At 70.6% G+C, this 14,237-nt stretch carries 13 protein-coding genes; 6 read left to right on the top strand and 7 right to left on the bottom strand.

Annotated elements, in window-relative coordinates:
• Window positions 1–266 precede the first annotated feature (266 nt).
• Window positions 267–866 carry a DUF4142 domain-containing protein gene (locus MFF64_RS02440; RefSeq protein ID WP_099904516.1) on the top strand — a complete coding sequence of 200 codons (600 nt, stop codon included), beginning with the start codon at window positions 267–269 and terminating at the stop codon, window positions 864–866.
• A gap of 239 nt (window positions 867–1,105) precedes the next feature.
• On the opposite strand, the gene MFF64_RS02435 is transcribed toward MFF64_RS02440, so the two are convergent.
• From MFF64_RS02435 to MFF64_RS02420, 4 genes are all read right to left on the bottom strand, one after another.
• The gene (locus MFF64_RS02435; protein ID WP_238189410.1) at window positions 1,106–1,804 is read right to left on the bottom strand and encodes a DUF4142 domain-containing protein; all 699 of its coding nucleotides are present in this window, start codon (window positions 1,802–1,804) and stop codon (window positions 1,106–1,108) included.
• Window positions 1,805–1,958: 154 nt separating this feature from the next.
• A complete protein-coding gene (locus MFF64_RS02430) occupies window positions 1,959–2,339 on the bottom strand; it encodes a hypothetical protein (protein ID WP_238189407.1) in 381 nt (126 codons plus the stop codon).
• Window positions 2,321–2,812 carry a hypothetical protein gene (locus MFF64_RS02425; RefSeq protein WP_133123334.1) on the bottom strand — a complete coding sequence of 164 codons (492 nt, stop codon included), beginning with the start codon at window positions 2,810–2,812 and terminating at the stop codon, window positions 2,321–2,323. Before MFF64_RS02425 ends, MFF64_RS02430 begins: the two co-directional genes overlap by 19 nt.
• 379 nt (window positions 2,813–3,191) lie before the next feature.
• A complete protein-coding gene (locus MFF64_RS02420) occupies window positions 3,192–3,740 on the bottom strand; it encodes an HNH endonuclease (RefSeq protein WP_238189404.1) in 549 nt (182 codons plus the stop codon).
• A gap of 608 nt (window positions 3,741–4,348) precedes the next feature.
• Between MFF64_RS02420 and MFF64_RS02415 the strand changes: the two genes are divergently transcribed.
• On the top strand, window positions 4,349–6,982 hold the full coding sequence (locus MFF64_RS02415) for a DUF3772 domain-containing protein (RefSeq protein ID WP_099904044.1): 2,634 nt from the start codon (window positions 4,349–4,351) through the stop codon (window positions 6,980–6,982).
• Window positions 6,979–7,494, top strand: a complete 516-nt coding sequence (locus MFF64_RS02410) for a CAP domain-containing protein (RefSeq protein ID WP_099904043.1) — start codon at window positions 6,979–6,981, stop codon at window positions 7,492–7,494. The genes MFF64_RS02415 and MFF64_RS02410 overlap by 4 nt, the downstream gene beginning before the upstream one ends.
• A gap of 7 nt (window positions 7,495–7,501) precedes the next feature.
• Here the strand turns inward: MFF64_RS02410 and MFF64_RS02405 are convergent, their stop codons facing one another.
• On the bottom strand, window positions 7,502–8,404 hold the full coding sequence (locus tag MFF64_RS02405; RefSeq protein ID WP_238189402.1) for a LysR family transcriptional regulator: 903 nt from the start codon (window positions 8,402–8,404) through the stop codon (window positions 7,502–7,504).
• Window positions 8,405–8,600: 196 nt separating this feature from the next.
• Here MFF64_RS02405 and MFF64_RS02400 point away from each other — a divergent pair, with 196 nt between their 5' ends.
• The gene (locus tag MFF64_RS02400) at window positions 8,601–9,521 is read left to right on the top strand and encodes an amino acid ABC transporter substrate-binding protein (RefSeq protein ID WP_099902479.1); all 921 of its coding nucleotides are present in this window, start codon (window positions 8,601–8,603) and stop codon (window positions 9,519–9,521) included.
• Window positions 9,518–10,144 (top strand): RraA family protein, encoded by a 627-nt coding sequence (locus tag MFF64_RS02395; RefSeq protein ID WP_099902481.1) that lies wholly within the window; start codon window positions 9,518–9,520, stop codon window positions 10,142–10,144. The genes MFF64_RS02400 and MFF64_RS02395 overlap by 4 nt, the downstream gene beginning before the upstream one ends.
• Window positions 10,145–10,357: 213 nt before the next feature.
• Here the strand turns inward: MFF64_RS02395 and MFF64_RS02390 are convergent, their stop codons facing one another.
• Both MFF64_RS02390 and MFF64_RS02385 read right to left on the bottom strand, forming a co-directional pair.
• A complete protein-coding gene (locus MFF64_RS02390) occupies window positions 10,358–11,188 on the bottom strand; it encodes an OmpA/MotB family protein (protein WP_238189400.1) in 831 nt (276 codons plus the stop codon).
• 63 nt (window positions 11,189–11,251) lie between these two features.
• Entirely contained in the window at window positions 11,252–12,025 is a 774-nt protein-coding gene (locus tag MFF64_RS02385) for a motility protein A (protein ID WP_099900917.1), read from the bottom strand.
• A 278-nt stretch (window positions 12,026–12,303) separates the two neighbouring features.
• Here MFF64_RS02385 and MFF64_RS02380 point away from each other — a divergent pair, with 278 nt between their 5' ends.
• Complete coding sequence (locus tag MFF64_RS02380) at window positions 12,304–14,079, top strand: glucan ABC transporter ATP-binding protein/ permease (RefSeq protein WP_099902029.1); 1,776 nt, start codon at window positions 12,304–12,306, stop codon at window positions 14,077–14,079.
• Window positions 14,080–14,237: the final 158 nt, after the last annotated feature.

The following is a 14,237-nucleotide window of genomic DNA, read 5'->3' as shown; positions in this document are numbered from 1 at the left end:
GGCAGACGACACGTTAACGACGATCGGCGTAACCTCACCGATGGGCGTAGCCGCCGGGCGCGAACGGTGCAGGGCCGTGGCCCGTAATCCCCGTGCAGCGCTCCTCGCCCTCGGCCGCGCTCCGCGGCGCGGGGGCCGACGCGATTCCCGAAAGGCGACGGTGAAACCCCCTCTCTCGCCATAACGTTAGTGCTTGCTCTCGAGAGGTCCGACGCCCGGACGCCTCTCACTGTCGAGAGTTTCCACCGCGAAGAGCAAGGTGTCCCATGCATCGTCGTCTCGCACTGACCGCCATCGCCTCGGCCGTGGCGATTCCCTCCTTCACCACGGTGGCGCTCGCGCAGCTGCAGGGCGGTCCGACCGCGGCGGCGACCGGCAATAGCGGCGCCCGGATGGGCGAGGCCGAGGCCCGATACGTCGCCGACACCCTCGCGGCCGGGTCGGCCTCCCTGGCGGCGAGCCGCGTCGCGCTCACCAAGGGCTCCGACGGCGACGTGAAGCAGTTCGCGCGCTTCGAGGTTGCCGAGCAGGAGACCATCGCCGACGTGCTCAAGGCGATGCGCGACCCCACCCAGGCCGCTTCCGGCCAGGTGAAGCCGCCGGCCGAGCCCGATGTCACCGGCCAGCTCGACCCGAAGGGCAAGGCGATGCTGGACAAGCTCGAACAGGCCAAGTCCGGCAAGGCCTTCGACCTCGAGTACATCCGAGGCCAGGTCGAGGGCCATCAGGCGCTTCTCAAGATCCAGGAGGCCTACCTCGGCTCCGGCAAGGACCGTGAGACCATCGGCGTCGCCAAGCTCGCCCGCGGCCAGATCCGCGAGCACCTAGCGCTGCTCGCCGACATCGAGAAGGACCTCAAGGACTGACAAAGAGAAATGCCCCCGGCCGACGGGCTCGGGGGCGTTCCTGTCGATCATCCATATCGCGAAATTGGGTGACGCAATTCACGCCCACCATGTCATCCCGGGCTCCGCCTTCGCGGCCTCGGACTGACGGGGCGAGGCTCGGTACGCACGCCGAACGGCATTCCGGATCCGGCCGGTTGCCCTTCGCATCATCCTGGCGTGAGCGCCGAGCCTCCGCCCGACGCTCTGGCCAGCGCCCCCTACCCCTCGCCGCCGCCGCCCATCATCCGCTGCATCTGGGAGAGCTGCGAGATGTGGAGCTGGATCAGCGGAATGGCCCCGCGGGCGACGCGCCGCAGGGCCGGATCCTCGCCGCTCTGGGCGTAGGAACCGTGGATCATCAACGCCTCCCGGTGGCCCTGGAGCGATGCGTTGACGAAGGCGGCGTCGTATTGCGGACCGCCCTGCAGGCCGGAGAGCTGCGCCTGGATCTGTGCCTTCTGCTCGTCCGAGGTCATGCCGCCGGGAGCGCCGCCGCCCCCGGGAGCACCGAGCACGCCGCCCACGGTGCCGACCGCCGCGCCGGCCACGCCACCCGCGACCGCGAGCGGCGCCGCCACTAGGCCGCCGACGAGGCCGCCGGGACCGGCTGGTCCCCCGGGCTGGCCCCCGCCGACCGGCACCGCGACGTTGCCGCCGGTCACCCCGTCGATCTTGTTGGCGAGGTTGACCTGCTCGGTCACCTCCGCCCGCGCGAACCGCTTGACCCGCGGGTTGCCGGTCTTGGCAAAGGCGTCGCGCGCGGTGTTCTCGAGGAAGAGTCCGCCCTTGGTGGCCATCGCCAGGTAGACGGGCGTCGGCATGGCGCCGGCCGGCGTCGGCTGGGCCACGGCGGTGCGGGTGACCGCGAGGGCCGCGGTGGCGGAGAGCATGCTGACCAGGACGTCGCGACGGTGCATGGATGTGGCTCCGGTGGAGGGCACGCATCCCGGCGCTCGCGGGCCCGGATGCTCGGGGGGAGTAAATTTCTCGCCCGACGGACGTTCCGTTCCGCTACCTCCCGAAGCATAACAGCGGCAATATCGCGCAGGCCCGTATCAGGCGTGCCTTGTCTCAGCCCCGCCGCGGCCAGGGTTCTGCCTGCCTCCGCCGGGTCCAGCGCCGCCACGGCCGACTCAGCAGGATGAAAGCCAGCACGACGCCGGCGGCGTACCAGGCATGCATGCTCTCGTAGCCTCCCTCCGGCGTCCAGGCGAAACCGCCCAGGAAAACGTACGTGACCGCAGCCGCGAGGGTACGGAAGGCGAGCAGCCAGGGATGCTGCAGGATCGGGTCGCCGTTGACGAGCGCGATCCCGAGCCCTGTCAGGGCGAAGAGCAGGCCGCCCAGCGGCAGGCCGAGGAACAGCGAGAGGACGGCGCGCAGGAACAGCCCGGGCCAGTCGCGGCGGGTGCGGGCGGGTGCGGGGGCGTCGGTCACGGTCGGGTGCGGCATGCGGCTTTCGGCGCTGGCGGGCCGCGCGATGGCGCGGCCGCGACGGGACAAGCGTCCAGCGTGTAGCGCAATCCGCGCCGCTCCCTCCAGGGTGTCGTGCGGTCAACCGGCCAGGTTCGGTGCGACCGAGCCCGGCGCGGCTGCCAGCGGGTGTCCCGGTGGAGATCCCCGACCTTGCAGAGGAGACCGGCCGAGGGGATCGCGCGATCGTCGTCGAGGCCGGTCGAGACCCGATGCGTCCAGCCGCCGGCATCGCGAAGATGCACCGTCACGTGAACGGACTCCTGCTCCGCGACGAGGATGGCCTGGCAGGGATCGTGCTCCCGGTACAGCCTGACCGTCACGCCGATCCAACGCGCGAAGCTGGCCGGCGTCAGGTCCTCGTCGGTGCTCGAGACTACCTCGGTCAGCAGATACGCCGTCTCGGTGAACCGCTTGCCTCCGACCGCGTCGTCGTCATCGACCGCCGCCACGTCGGGCTCCGGCCTGTAGGCGCCGTTCCTCTCCGTCTCCGCCACGACAGCGCGCGGCCAGGGGAACTCGATGCCCGGCCGCTGGACGGCGTAGCGGCTCTCGTCGTGGCCCCGCAAGGCGGCGTTGAAGAGGGGCTGGAGGTTCGTCGTGATGACACTCGTGCTCCATCAGGGGCGGCGTCATCATGACCGGAATCCCCTCGATCAGTTCCCAGCGCTCGTGGTCCGGCCGTCCCGCCTGGAAGGCGCGGAACTCCGTCCCCGACATCCGGCATGCGTGCGCGACGGCCGCGAGGGGCATGGCTCCACTCCTCCGACCGGTTCAGAATAGCACCCCGTGCCCATGGGCCACCCCGCGACGGCAGCCGGCGCTGCCCCCTCAGGTCTCGAGCTCGCTGTCCCAGTACAGGTAGTCGACCCAGGTGTGGTGGTACTGGCGGTGGTCGAATTCCGGCTGGCGGCGGTGCAGCTCGTGGCGGCTCGGCCGGCGCGGCTCGTTGAGGAGGGGCATCTCGGCCTCCTCGGGGGTGCGGTTGGCCTTGCGCAGGTTGCACGGGCTGCAGGCCGCGACCACGTTCTCCCAGCTCGACTGGCCGCCGCGGGAGCGCGGCACCACGTGGTCGAAGGTCAGGCCGCCGGAGGGCAGGCGCAGGCCGCAATACTGGCACGAGAACGTGTCGCGCAGGTAGATGTTGTAGCGCGTGAAGGCGGGGCTGCGCGCCATGGCGACGTAGCTCTTGAGCGCCACCACGCTCGGCACCTTGAGGGAGCGGCTGGGCGAGCGCGCCTCGACGTCGTAGCTCGCCACCAGGGTGACGCGGTCGAGGAACAGGGCCGTGAACGCATCCTTCCACGACCACAGGGAGAGCGGATTGTACGAGAGCGGCCGATAATCCGCGTTGAGCACGAGGGTTTGAAGGTCCAGCATCATCCTGCCCTGGCGACGGGCCGACCGCAGCGAGGGGAGCCGGCATGATGCCGGTCCTCGCGGTGCTCGCCAGGAGAGGAGATGGGAACCATCGCCTATCCTCCGAGCCGGTCGGGGAGAGTGGGGGGACACGGCGGATGCCCGCCACGGCCGCTCGGGGAGCGGACGCCGGGGGGCGCGGCCGGGATGCGATCCGGGCGCCGTCTGGGCTGCTGATGAGGGGCGATCACCGACATCCTCCCGCAGCAGAACGAAAAGGCCGAGTCCATTGGGGCTTAGTCTAATAGCACCATGACAGGGTTGTGAAGGTTTCGCGCCGGGGCGTCTCGTCACGCCCACACGAATCCGCATACCACAGGCCTCCGGCGCCGGCCTTCGGCCGGGGGAGGCGCCCCCGGCACGGATTTTCGCCCCATTGATCCGCGATGCCGCGTCCCGCCTCGTCTCCTCCGTCCGGTTTCCCCTGCCGGGCGGATGACCTAGGTAGAGGGCTCGAACCGACGACCCCATCGCGAGGATCGCCGGCCAGAGCGCCGGGCGTTTCGCCATGACCGACCAGGCCGGGCCGCCGGGAGACGAGCCCGACACGCGGGTGAGAAGGATTGCGCATGAGACAGCTCCGCCGATGGACGATCGCCCTGGCGGCCGCGCTGCTGAGCTCCGGGCTCGCGGTGGCGCAGGGACCGGTGGCGAAACCGGAGCGGACCACGGTCGCGCAGGCGCCGGCCGGCAAGGGGGACGCGAAGCCCGGCCAGCCCGCCGCCGGCCAGCCTGCCGCCGTGCCGGCCGAGGCGCCCAAGGAACCGGCCAAGCCCCCGCCGCAGACGCCGATCTCCGAGCAGATCAAGCAGATCCGCGCGCAGCTCGACGCCGAGAAGGCCGACCTCGACCAGCGCGAGCAGGCCCTGACCCATCGCGAGCTGAACAAGGACGACCTCGCCCTCCTGCGCGAGGGCATCCCGCCGGTGGCCGAACGGCTGCGCCAGGTCGTCGACCATCTCGGACCCCGGCTCGATGCGGCCAAGGAGCGGCTGAACCAGCTCGGGCCGAAGCCGAAGGAGCCCGAGGGCGCCGACGTGGCCCAGGAGCGGGCCCAGCGCGAGGCCGGCGTCGCCGAGATCGACGACACCCTGCGCCTCGCCCGCTCGCTCCTGGTCCAGAGCGAGCAGATCACCGATCAGATCAGCAACCGGCGCCGCGCCGCCTTCACCCGTGCCCTGTTCGAGCGCACCGACGGCCTGGTGAGCCCGAGCCTGTGGATGCGCGCCACCAGCGACTACACCCGCGACCTGCGGGCGCTGAAATCCTCCCTCGACGATTCGGTCACCCAGGTCCAGCGCCGGGGCACGGTGTTCAACCTGTTCCTGCTCGCCCTGGCGATCGGCGTGTCGGTGGCGCTCTATGTCGGGCGCCGGCACATCGCCCCGCGGGTCGGCCACCGCTCGTCCAAGGACGCGCAGCCGAGCCGCTACGCGCGGGTGATGGCGGCCTGGCGGGTCTTCCTCGTCGGCGCGGTGCCGGCGGTGCTCGGCAGCTTCCTCGTCGGCTACACCCTCGACGTCACCGAGCTCCTGCCGGTGCGCCTCCTGCCGGCGGCCCACCGGATCGTCGCCTCGCTGGCCTTCGTGGCGGTGGTCGAGGCGATGGCCGACGCCCTGCTCTCGCCCGACCGCCCGGCCTGGCGCCTCGTCGCGATGACCGACGCCACCGCCGAGCGGCTGAACCGCCTGGTGCTCGCCATCGCCTCCGTGATCGCGGTCGGCCGCACCATCGAGGGTCTGAACGAGGGCATCTCGCTCAGCCTGCCGATCACCATCGTCACCAAGGGGGTGTTCGCCGCGGTGGTCGCCGTGGTGCTCGCCGAGGGCCTGCGCCGGTTCGCGGCTCGCGCCGAGACCGACGAGGCCTGCCTCGGCCCCTACATCGCGGCCGACGCGAATACCGGCATCGGCGGCCCCTTGCGCATCCTCGGCTGGATCGTGGTGGCGGCGATCGGGATCTCGGCGCTCGTCGGCTACATCGCCCTGTCGTCGTTCCTGATCGACCAGCTGATGTGGACCGCGATCGCCGCGGCGATCCTCTACCTGGCGATCTCGAGCGTCGACGCGGTGGTCTCTTCCGCCCTCCAGGACGATTCCCGCATCGCCACGGCGCTCCAGGCCAATACCGGCCTGCGCAAGCGCTCGCTCAACCAGATCGCCGTCCTGATCTCGGGCTTCGTCCGGGTGGTGCTGCTCACCGCCGCCGGCGTGCTGCTGCTCGCCTCCTGGGGCGTCGATTCGACCGACATCTTCGCCTGGGCGCAGGCCGCGTTCTTCGGCTTCACCGTCGGCGGGGTGACGATCTCGCTCTCGACCATCGCCATCGCGATCGGCCTGTTCACCCTCGGCCTCGTCATCACCAAGGCGGTGCAGCGCTGGCTCGAGAACACCTACCTGCCGGCCACCGACCTCGACCCGGGCCTGCGCAACTCGATCTCGACGGTGAGCGGCTATGTCGGCTTCCTGCTCACCATCGCGCTCGCCTTCTCCTATCTGGGTCTGAGCCTCGAGAAGCTCACCATCGTGGCCGGTGCCCTGTCGGTCGGTATCGGTTTCGGCCTGCAATCGATCGTCAACAACTTCGTCTCGGGCCTGCTGCTGCTCTGGGAGCGGCCGATCCGGGTCGGCGACCTCGTGGTGATCGGCGACAACGAGGGCTATGTCCGCCGCATCAGCGTGCGCTCGACCGAGATCCAGACCTTCGACCGCTCGGCCGTGATCGTGCCGAACTCGAACCTGATCTCCGGCGTGGTGAAGAACCGGGTCCGCGGCGACCGCACCGGGCGCGTCTCGATCACCGTGAGCGTCCTGCGCAACCAGGACCCGGTCCACGCCGCCGAGCTGATCGTCGTGTGCGCCAAGGCCCATCCGGACGTGCTCAAGGAGCCGCCCCCGCGGGTGGTGTTCCGCAAGATCGGCGATCCGTTCCTCGAATTCGAGCTGATCGCGATGATCACGGACGTCGGCTCGCAGCTGAAGGTGCAGAGCGACCTCAACTTCGCGGTGTTCAAGACCTTGTCCGAGGGCGGTCTCATCCCCAATCTCGGACCTGGATCGAGCGTCGTCACGGTTCAGGGGCTGGATGCGATGCAGGATGCCATGGGGCAGATCGCCCGCATGGCGACCCCTGCCGCCTTCCGTCCCGAGGCCCGCAACGAGCCCGAGGCCGAGCGTCGCCGAACCCCCGAGACCGTGCCGTGAAACTCCGTCCCGCCGCGCTCAAGCGCCTCGCCTGTCTCGGCCTGCCGCTCGCCCTCGCCGCCTGCTCGGCGACCGAGGCGACGCGGGTGTCGACCGGGGCGGCGGGACCGAGCCTGTACTGGCCGATGTCCGCGGCCGGGGCGCAGATCGACGCGGGCGCCGCCCGCGACATGATCGCCGCCTACCGCCGCAACAAGGGCCTTCCGCCGCTCGCCCTCGATCCCGGCCTCCAGCGCCTCGCCGAGACCGAGACCGCCGCGATGGCCGCCGCTGGCCGGCCGAGCCAGGCCGACATCGTCAAGACGGTGGCGGCCCGGATGGGCTACCCGGAGCCGGCCGCCAACCTCTCCGCCGGCTATCACACCCTGGCCGAGGCCTTCTCGGGCTGGCGCGACAGCCCGTCCCACAACGCCGTGATGCTCGATCCCTCCGCCACCCGGATGGGGATCGCGACGGCCTACGCGCCGGGGTCGAAGTACAAGGTGTATTGGGCTTTGCTGGTGGCGAAGTAGCGCCGCGTCAGCTCCAGCGAACCGGCCGGGTGAAGTCGCAGGTCCGCCGTGCCAGCCCGGTGAGGACGTGGACGAGGTTCGCGGCCTCGCCGTTCCGGAACATCATCACGTAGCTCATGGCCGGCAGGGCCGGGTTGCTCTCGACGAGGCGCAGGTCGCCCCGCTCGACCAGTCCCTTGAGGCAGTGGCGCGGCTGATAGCTGATTCCGACCGCCGCAATGGTCAGCCCGACGAGGGCGATCATGCTGTTGCTCCGGATCATGCGGGCTGGGGTGACGCCGTGCTGCTTCAGCCACTTGTCGAAGAACAGGCCCGAGCCCGAGCGGTCGCCCTGGATCAGCATCGGCAGCCGCATCAGGTCGTCGAGGGGCATGACCTTCCGTTCGTGCAGGAGAAGCGGACTGCACATCCAGGCATTCTCGACCCGGGCCAGCGGCACCGCGAGGTAGCCCGCCTGCCAGAACACGTCCGGAACGACGATGAAGTCGAGTTCGCCGGACGCGAGCAGCGCTAGCAGGTTGACGCTCTGCTCCACCTCCGGCTCCAGGGTGATCCGGGGGTAGGAGGCGCGTAGCTCCGCCACGAAGGCCGACAACCAGGTCAGCGCGGTCAGCTCGGTCACGCCGAAGCGCAGGCGGCGCAGCGACGGTGTCTCGCCCTCGCCGAGGGCGATCAGCCGATCGCGCAGCGACAGCATCTCCTCGCCCATGGCCAGCACGGTTTCACCCCGCGGCGTGAGGCGCGCCCCGCGCTGGCGCCGGTCGAAGAGTTCGGCGCCGAGGGCGGCCTCCAAGTCGCGGATCCGCTTCGAGACCGCCGATTGCGTGGTGTTCAGCCGCTCCGCCGCACGCTCGAAGCTGCCGAGAGCCACGGCCCAGCGCAGGGCATCGAGTTGCTTGAGCGTCGGCACGAGGCCTCACCGAGGGTCGGGGCGGTCCGGATCATGCCGTTCTGGCATGTAATGCGGGGAGTTTTAATCGCTTTTTTCGCCGAAGGCCTTGTTCCACTCTGCCGCCCGCGGTGCCCCCGCCTCGACCGGATCGGCTGTGAGGCGGACGCCGCCGCTTCGCCTCAGCGCTCCCATTATTCCTCACCGGAGTCCGTCCATGCGCGCGCATGCCCTGTTGTCCGCCTTGCCCCTGGTCGCGGCCCTGCTCGCCCCGGCGGCGGCGGACGGACTGACCGGCACCCTGCGCAAGATCAAGGACAGCAACCGCATCGTCCTCGGCGTGCGGGACAGCGCGACGCCGTTCAGCTATATCGACGACCAGGCGCGGATCGTCGGCTACACCGTCGACATCTGCCAGCACATCGTCGGCGCCGTGAAGGCGCGTCTCGGGCGGCCCGACCTCAAGGTCGAGATGCAGACCGTGATCTCCTCGACCCGCATCCCCTTGATGGCGAACGGATCGATCGACCTGGAATGCGGCACCACCACCAACAACGCCGAGCGCCAGAAGCAGGTCACCTTCACCAACACGCACTTCCTGGCCTCGACGCGCTTCGCCGCGAGGAAGAGCCTCGGCCTCTCGCGCCTCGACGACCTGCGGGGCAAGACGGTGGCCACGGTGGCGGGCTCGACCAACGTCATCCAGCTCAACAAGCTCAACACCGAGCGCCAGCTCGGCATGACCATCCAGGCCGCCAAGGATCCGGCAGAAGGCTTCCTGCTGCTTGAGAGCGGGCGGGTCGCCGCCTTCGTCACCGACGACGTGCAGCTCAGCATCCTGATCGCGCAGTCCAAGGAGCCGGAGGCCTACCGGCTCAGCGATGAGGCCCTGTCGGCACCCGAGCCCTACGGCATCATGCTGCGCAAGGACGACGCCCCGTTCAAGGCGTTGGCGGATGCGGCGACCGCCGATCTCTACCGCAGCCCCGAGATCATGACGATCTACCGGCGCTGGTTCCAATCGCCGGTGCCGCCCCGGGGCCTGAACTTCGCCGTGCCGCTCTCGCCCGAGCTGGAGCGCGCCTTCGCGCATCCGACCAGTTCGCCCGATCCGTCCGCCTATGCGGTGAAGTCGTGAGCGATCCGGCCCCCCTGGTCGATGCCGATTGGCTCGCCGCCTTCCGCGGCGTGCCGACCGCGGCGCTCAGCGACAACCTCGACCGCCTCGCCGGCCCGGTCGGCCTGCGGCCGTTCCACCGCGGCGGGCCGTTGGTCGGCCGGGCCCTGACGGTCCGGGTCCGCGGCGGCGACAACCTCGCCATCCATCAGGCCCTCGAACGGGTCCGGCCCGGCGAGGTGGTGGTGGTCGAGGGCGGCGGGGGCGGCGACCGGGCCCTCGTCGGCGGGATCATGAAGGCGATCGCGGAGAGCCGCGGCGCGGCGGGCTTCGTGATCGACGGCGCGATCCGGGACGCGGCGGAGTTCGCGGCGTCCGACTTCCCCTGCTATGCCCGCTCGGTCACCCATCGCGGGCCGTACAAGACCGGGCCGGGCGAGATCGGCGTGCCGGTCTCCATCGGCGGCTGGGTCGTGCAGCCCGGCGACGTCGTGGTGGGCGATGCCGATGGCGTGGTCACCTTTCCGCCCGGCCGGGCCCGGGAATTGTTGGCGGCGGCCAGGGCCCAGGAGGCGCGCGAGGCCGAGGCTCTTCGCCTGATCGCGGAAGGACGCTACGACGACCGCTACGCGAAGGCCTCGTGAGGCCCGGGGGAGGCCGCGCCGAGCGCGGGCTCCCCGTCTTGCGAGATCGCCTCGTGCTGCCGGCCCGTACGGACGGCCGACCGGGACACCGCAGCACGGTCGATCCCAGCATGCGCTTCCCCGCCGGGTGCGCCGGCGCTCTCCACCCGGTTCCGGGCCGCTGCCTCGGCGGCGTACAGGCCCGCACGAGCGGCGCGTCCAGTTGCCAAGCCCCTACGGAAACCCCATCCCCCGCGGCGTCGGCGGCGCCTCGTTCAAGAGCGTCACCGTCACCCGGCGGTTGGCCGGCAGGTACGGGTTGTCGGGAAACAGCGGCTCGGTGTCGGCCTTGCCGGAGACGGCGGCGAAGCGGTCGGCGGGGAGGCCGCTGCCGGCCAGGATCTCGCGCACGCTGACCGCGCGGCCGGCGGAGAGCTCCCAGGGCGGTGCCGCGGCGCGGCGGCCGGGGCGGTCGGCGGCGGTGTAGCCCGTCACCGCGATGCGGTTGGGCAGCCGGCGCAGGGTCGGGACGATCCGCTCCAGCACTTGGCGGGTGCGGTCGTTCGGCCGGGTCGAGCCCTCCGGGAACATCGAGCGGTTGTCCTGGTCGACGAGGGAGATGTCGAGGCCCCGTGCCGTCACCTCGATCACGATGCTCTTCGACAGTTCGGCGATCTCCGGCAGGTCCTGCAGCGCCTGGCGCAGGGACGTCACCGCCAGGCCGAACCCGTCCTTGTAGGAATTGCGCTGGGTGCCGTCCGGCATCACCTCCTCGGGGTTGGGCGGCTCGGGCCGGTCCGTCGCTCTCTCGGGCGCGATGTCGCGGGTGTCGCGGGGCCGGGTGGCGGCCGGCAGGCCGGCCTTCTCGATGACGCCGTTGAAGCGCGACTCGCGGTTGTTGCCGAAGGCGTCGCGCATCGAGCCGGCCACTGCCTGGAGCTTCTTCTGGTCCTGGGTCGAGTAGGCGGCGATCATGACGAAGAAGCTCATCAGCAGCGCCATCAGGTCCGCGAAGGTCACGAACCAGCCGTGGCCGCCATGGGCGCCGCGCTTCTTTCTAGCCACCGCTCAGGTCTCCTCGAAGGGCGCTCGATCGGGCCGCCTTGGCGGCCGTGTCCTCGCGGTGCCTCAGGCCGTCTCGGCGGCCAGCTCGTCACGATGGTTGTGCGGCAGGTAGGCGATCAGCATCTCGCGCACCAGCGAGGCGCTCTTGGCGTCGCGGATCAGCAGCACCCCGTCGATGATGAGCGTGCGGGAGACGTCCTCCTCCTCGAGCTTGACGTGCAGCTTATCGGCGATCGGAAGGGCGACCATGTTGGCGATGAGCGCGCCGTAGAGGGTGGCCAGCAGCGCGGTCGCCATGGCGGGGCCGAGCTTCGAGGGGTCGGACATGTTCGCGAACATCGTCACCATGCCGAGAATCGTGCCGATCATGCCCCAGGCCGGGGCGCAGTCGCCGAAGGCGCGATACACCTTCGAGCCCTCGTCGAGATGCATCAGGAAGTTGTCGCGGTCGCGCTCCATCGTGTCGCGGATGAACTCGCGGTCGTAGCCGTCGGCGATGTAGCGCACCCCCTGCGCCAGGAAGGGGTCCGAGATCTCGAGGTTCTCGATCGCCATCGGCCCCTGGCGCTTCACCACGTCGGCGATCTTGGTGATCTCGTCGATGAGCTCGCGCGGCCGGATCGCCCGCATGTTGAAGACGTAGCGCAGGCCCATCGGCACGCCGTGGACGATGACCGAGAACGGGAAGCGCAGCATGGTGGCGGCGGTGGCGCCGCCGAAGATCACGATCACCGCGTGCTTGTCGAAATAGGCGGCGAAGTTGCCGCCGTCGATCATGATGAGCACGAACACGACCGCGATGCCGCCGACGAGGCCGGCGCCGGTTGCGATATCCATCTGAGCTCGGCCCCTTCATGCGCCGTCGCGCGGCCCCGCGCCTGCGGGGCACATCACCGGGCGGCGCGTGTCCTTGCGCCGGAGATTACGGCGAACAGGCTCAACGAACGGTAAAAATGCCGCTCCCGGACCCCGGCGCCGTCATGCGCCGTTCAGCGAGAGACCGTCATATGAAGAACCATGCGATCGAACGGCCGCCACAACAGGCCGCGCGCGGGGCAGGCGGCGGGCGAGCGCCCGGGCCGCGTCAAAGGGCATCTCGTTAGGATTCACCGTCCATGCGGTTGATCAGGCTCTATGTTCGGGTCATGGGCCAGCTCGGGCCCGATCTGCGCCTCGGCGCGCTGCTCGCGGCCGCGAACGTCGCCCTGGCGGTGGCGGCCTTCGCCGAGCCGGTGCTGTTCGGCCGCATCATCGACCGGCTGACTCACCTCCCGGCCGGGGGCGCCGGCACGTCGAGCCTGCTCCTCCTCGTCGCCGCCTGGGTCGGGTTCGGGCTGTTCTCGATCGCCGCCGGCGTGCTGATCGCGCTGCACGCCGACCGGCTCGCCCATCGCAGCCGCCTCTCGGCGATGGCGAACTACTTCGAGCACGTCCTCGACCTGCCGCTCGCCTTCCACTCGGCCAACCATTCGGGCCGGGTGCTGAAGGCGATGCTGGAGGGCACGAGCGGCATGGCGGCGACCTGGCTCGGCTTCTTCCGCGACCATTGCGCGGCGCTCGTCTCCCTCGTCGTGCTGCTGCCGCTGACGCTGTTCCTCAACTGGCAGCTCGGCTCGATCCTGGTCGCCCTGATGGTGGTGTTCACCGCGCTCACGACCTTCGTCCTGCGCCGCACCGAGACCCTGCAGGGCAAGGTCGAGGAATACCATTCGGGCCTCGCGGCCCACGCTTCCGACGCGCTCGGCAACGTCGCGGTGATCCAGTCCTTCACCCGCGCCAAGGCCGAGAAGGAGGCGATGCACGGCATCATCCGCGACCTTCTGGCCGCCCAGATCCCGGTCCTGTCCTGGTGGGCCCTCGCCTCGGTCGCCACCCGCGCCTCGGCGACGCTGACCATGACGGCGATCTTCGTCACCGGCATCGTGCTGCACGGCCATGGCCTCGCCACCGTCGGCGACGTGGTCTCGTTCATGAGCCTCGCCACCATGCTGGTTGCCCGGCTCGACCAGGTGGTCGCCTTCGTCAACGGCGTCTTCCTCCAGGCGCCGAAGATGCAGGAATTCTTCGAGATCCTCGACACCGTCCCGGCGGTCCACGACCGGCCCGGCGCCAAGGCGGTGGCGCGGCTGTCCGGCGACGTCTCCTTCGAGGACGTGCGCTTCTCCTACGACGGCCGCCGCCCGGCCCTCGACGGCGTGTCGTTCACGGCGCGGGCCGGCGAGACCGTGGCGCTCGTCGGCACCACGGGGTCGGGGAAGTCGACGACGCTCGGTCTTCTGCACCGTGCCTTCGACCCTGATGCCGGCGCGATCCGCATCGACGGCGAGGATCTGCGGGACGTCGGCCTCTCGTCCTTGCGCCACAACATCGGCGTGGTGTTCCAGGAGCCGATGCTGTTCGCCCGCTCGATCCGCGAGAACCTCCAGGTCGGCCGGCCCGACGCGACCGATGCCGAGATGCTCGACGCGCTGGAGCGGGCCCAGGCCTCGGAGTTCATGGCGCGCCAGCCCGACGGGCTCGACACGGTCATCGGCGAGCGCGGCCGCTCGCTGTCGGGGGGCGAGCGCCAGCGGCTCTCGATCGCCCGCGCGCTCCTGAAGAACCCGCCGGTCCTGATCCTCGACGAGGCGACGAGCGCCCTCGACGCCGCCACCGAGCGCAAGCTCCAGGGCGCGCTCGAGGCGGTGATGGAGGGCCGCACCACCTTCGTGATCGCCCACCGCCTGTCGACGATCCGCGACGCCGACCGCATCCTGGTCTTCCACGAGGGCCGGATCGTCGAGAGCGGCACCTTCGACGAGCTGGTGGCCGAGGGCGGCCGCTTCGCCGAGCTCGCCCGGGCCCAGTTCATGGCGGCCGAGCCGGAGCCGGACTACGCGATGGCGGCGTGAGGCATGGTCGAGACGGTCGGGCCGAGAGGGGCGGGCGATGAGCCCGCCCCGGCTTCTCACACCCTCGCGCCTTCGCATCGACACGGTCGATGCGAAGGCGACCGGCGCATCAGCGCCGGCGCCCGTTCGGGCTTGCCTGGCGCCTTCGAACGCGTCCG

The sequence above is a fragment of the Methylobacterium frigidaeris genome, assembly GCF_022179185.1.
Taxonomy (GTDB): Bacteria; Pseudomonadota; Alphaproteobacteria; order Rhizobiales; family Beijerinckiaceae; genus Methylobacterium; species Methylobacterium frigidaeris.
This window is presented reverse-complemented; position numbering and strand designations above follow the sequence as displayed.

Excerpts from the sequence above, each read along its gene's own strand:
- MFF64_RS02380 (WP_099902029.1), top strand. The coding sequence starts at position 12,304 with ATGCGGTTGATCAGGCTCTATGTTCGGGTCATGGGCCAGCTCGGGCCC.
- MFF64_RS02440 (WP_099904516.1), top strand. The coding sequence starts at position 267 with ATGCATCGTCGTCTCGCACTGACCGCCATCGCCTCGGCCGTGGCGATT.
- MFF64_RS02430 (WP_238189407.1), bottom strand. The coding sequence starts at position 2,339 with ATGCCGCACCCGACCGTGACCGACGCCCCCGCACCCGCCCGCACCCGC.
- MFF64_RS02415 (WP_099904044.1), top strand. The coding sequence starts at position 4,349 with ATGAGACAGCTCCGCCGATGGACGATCGCCCTGGCGGCCGCGCTGCTG.
- MFF64_RS02385 (WP_099900917.1), bottom strand. The coding sequence starts at position 12,025 with ATGGATATCGCAACCGGCGCCGGCCTCGTCGGCGGCATCGCGGTCGTG.
- MFF64_RS02435 (WP_238189410.1), bottom strand. The coding sequence starts at position 1,804 with ATGCACCGTCGCGACGTCCTGGTCAGCATGCTCTCCGCCACCGCGGCC.
- MFF64_RS02400 (WP_099902479.1), top strand. The coding sequence starts at position 8,601 with ATGCGCGCGCATGCCCTGTTGTCCGCCTTGCCCCTGGTCGCGGCCCTG.
- MFF64_RS02420 (WP_238189404.1), bottom strand. The coding sequence starts at position 3,740 with ATGCTGGACCTTCAAACCCTCGTGCTCAACGCGGATTATCGGCCGCTC.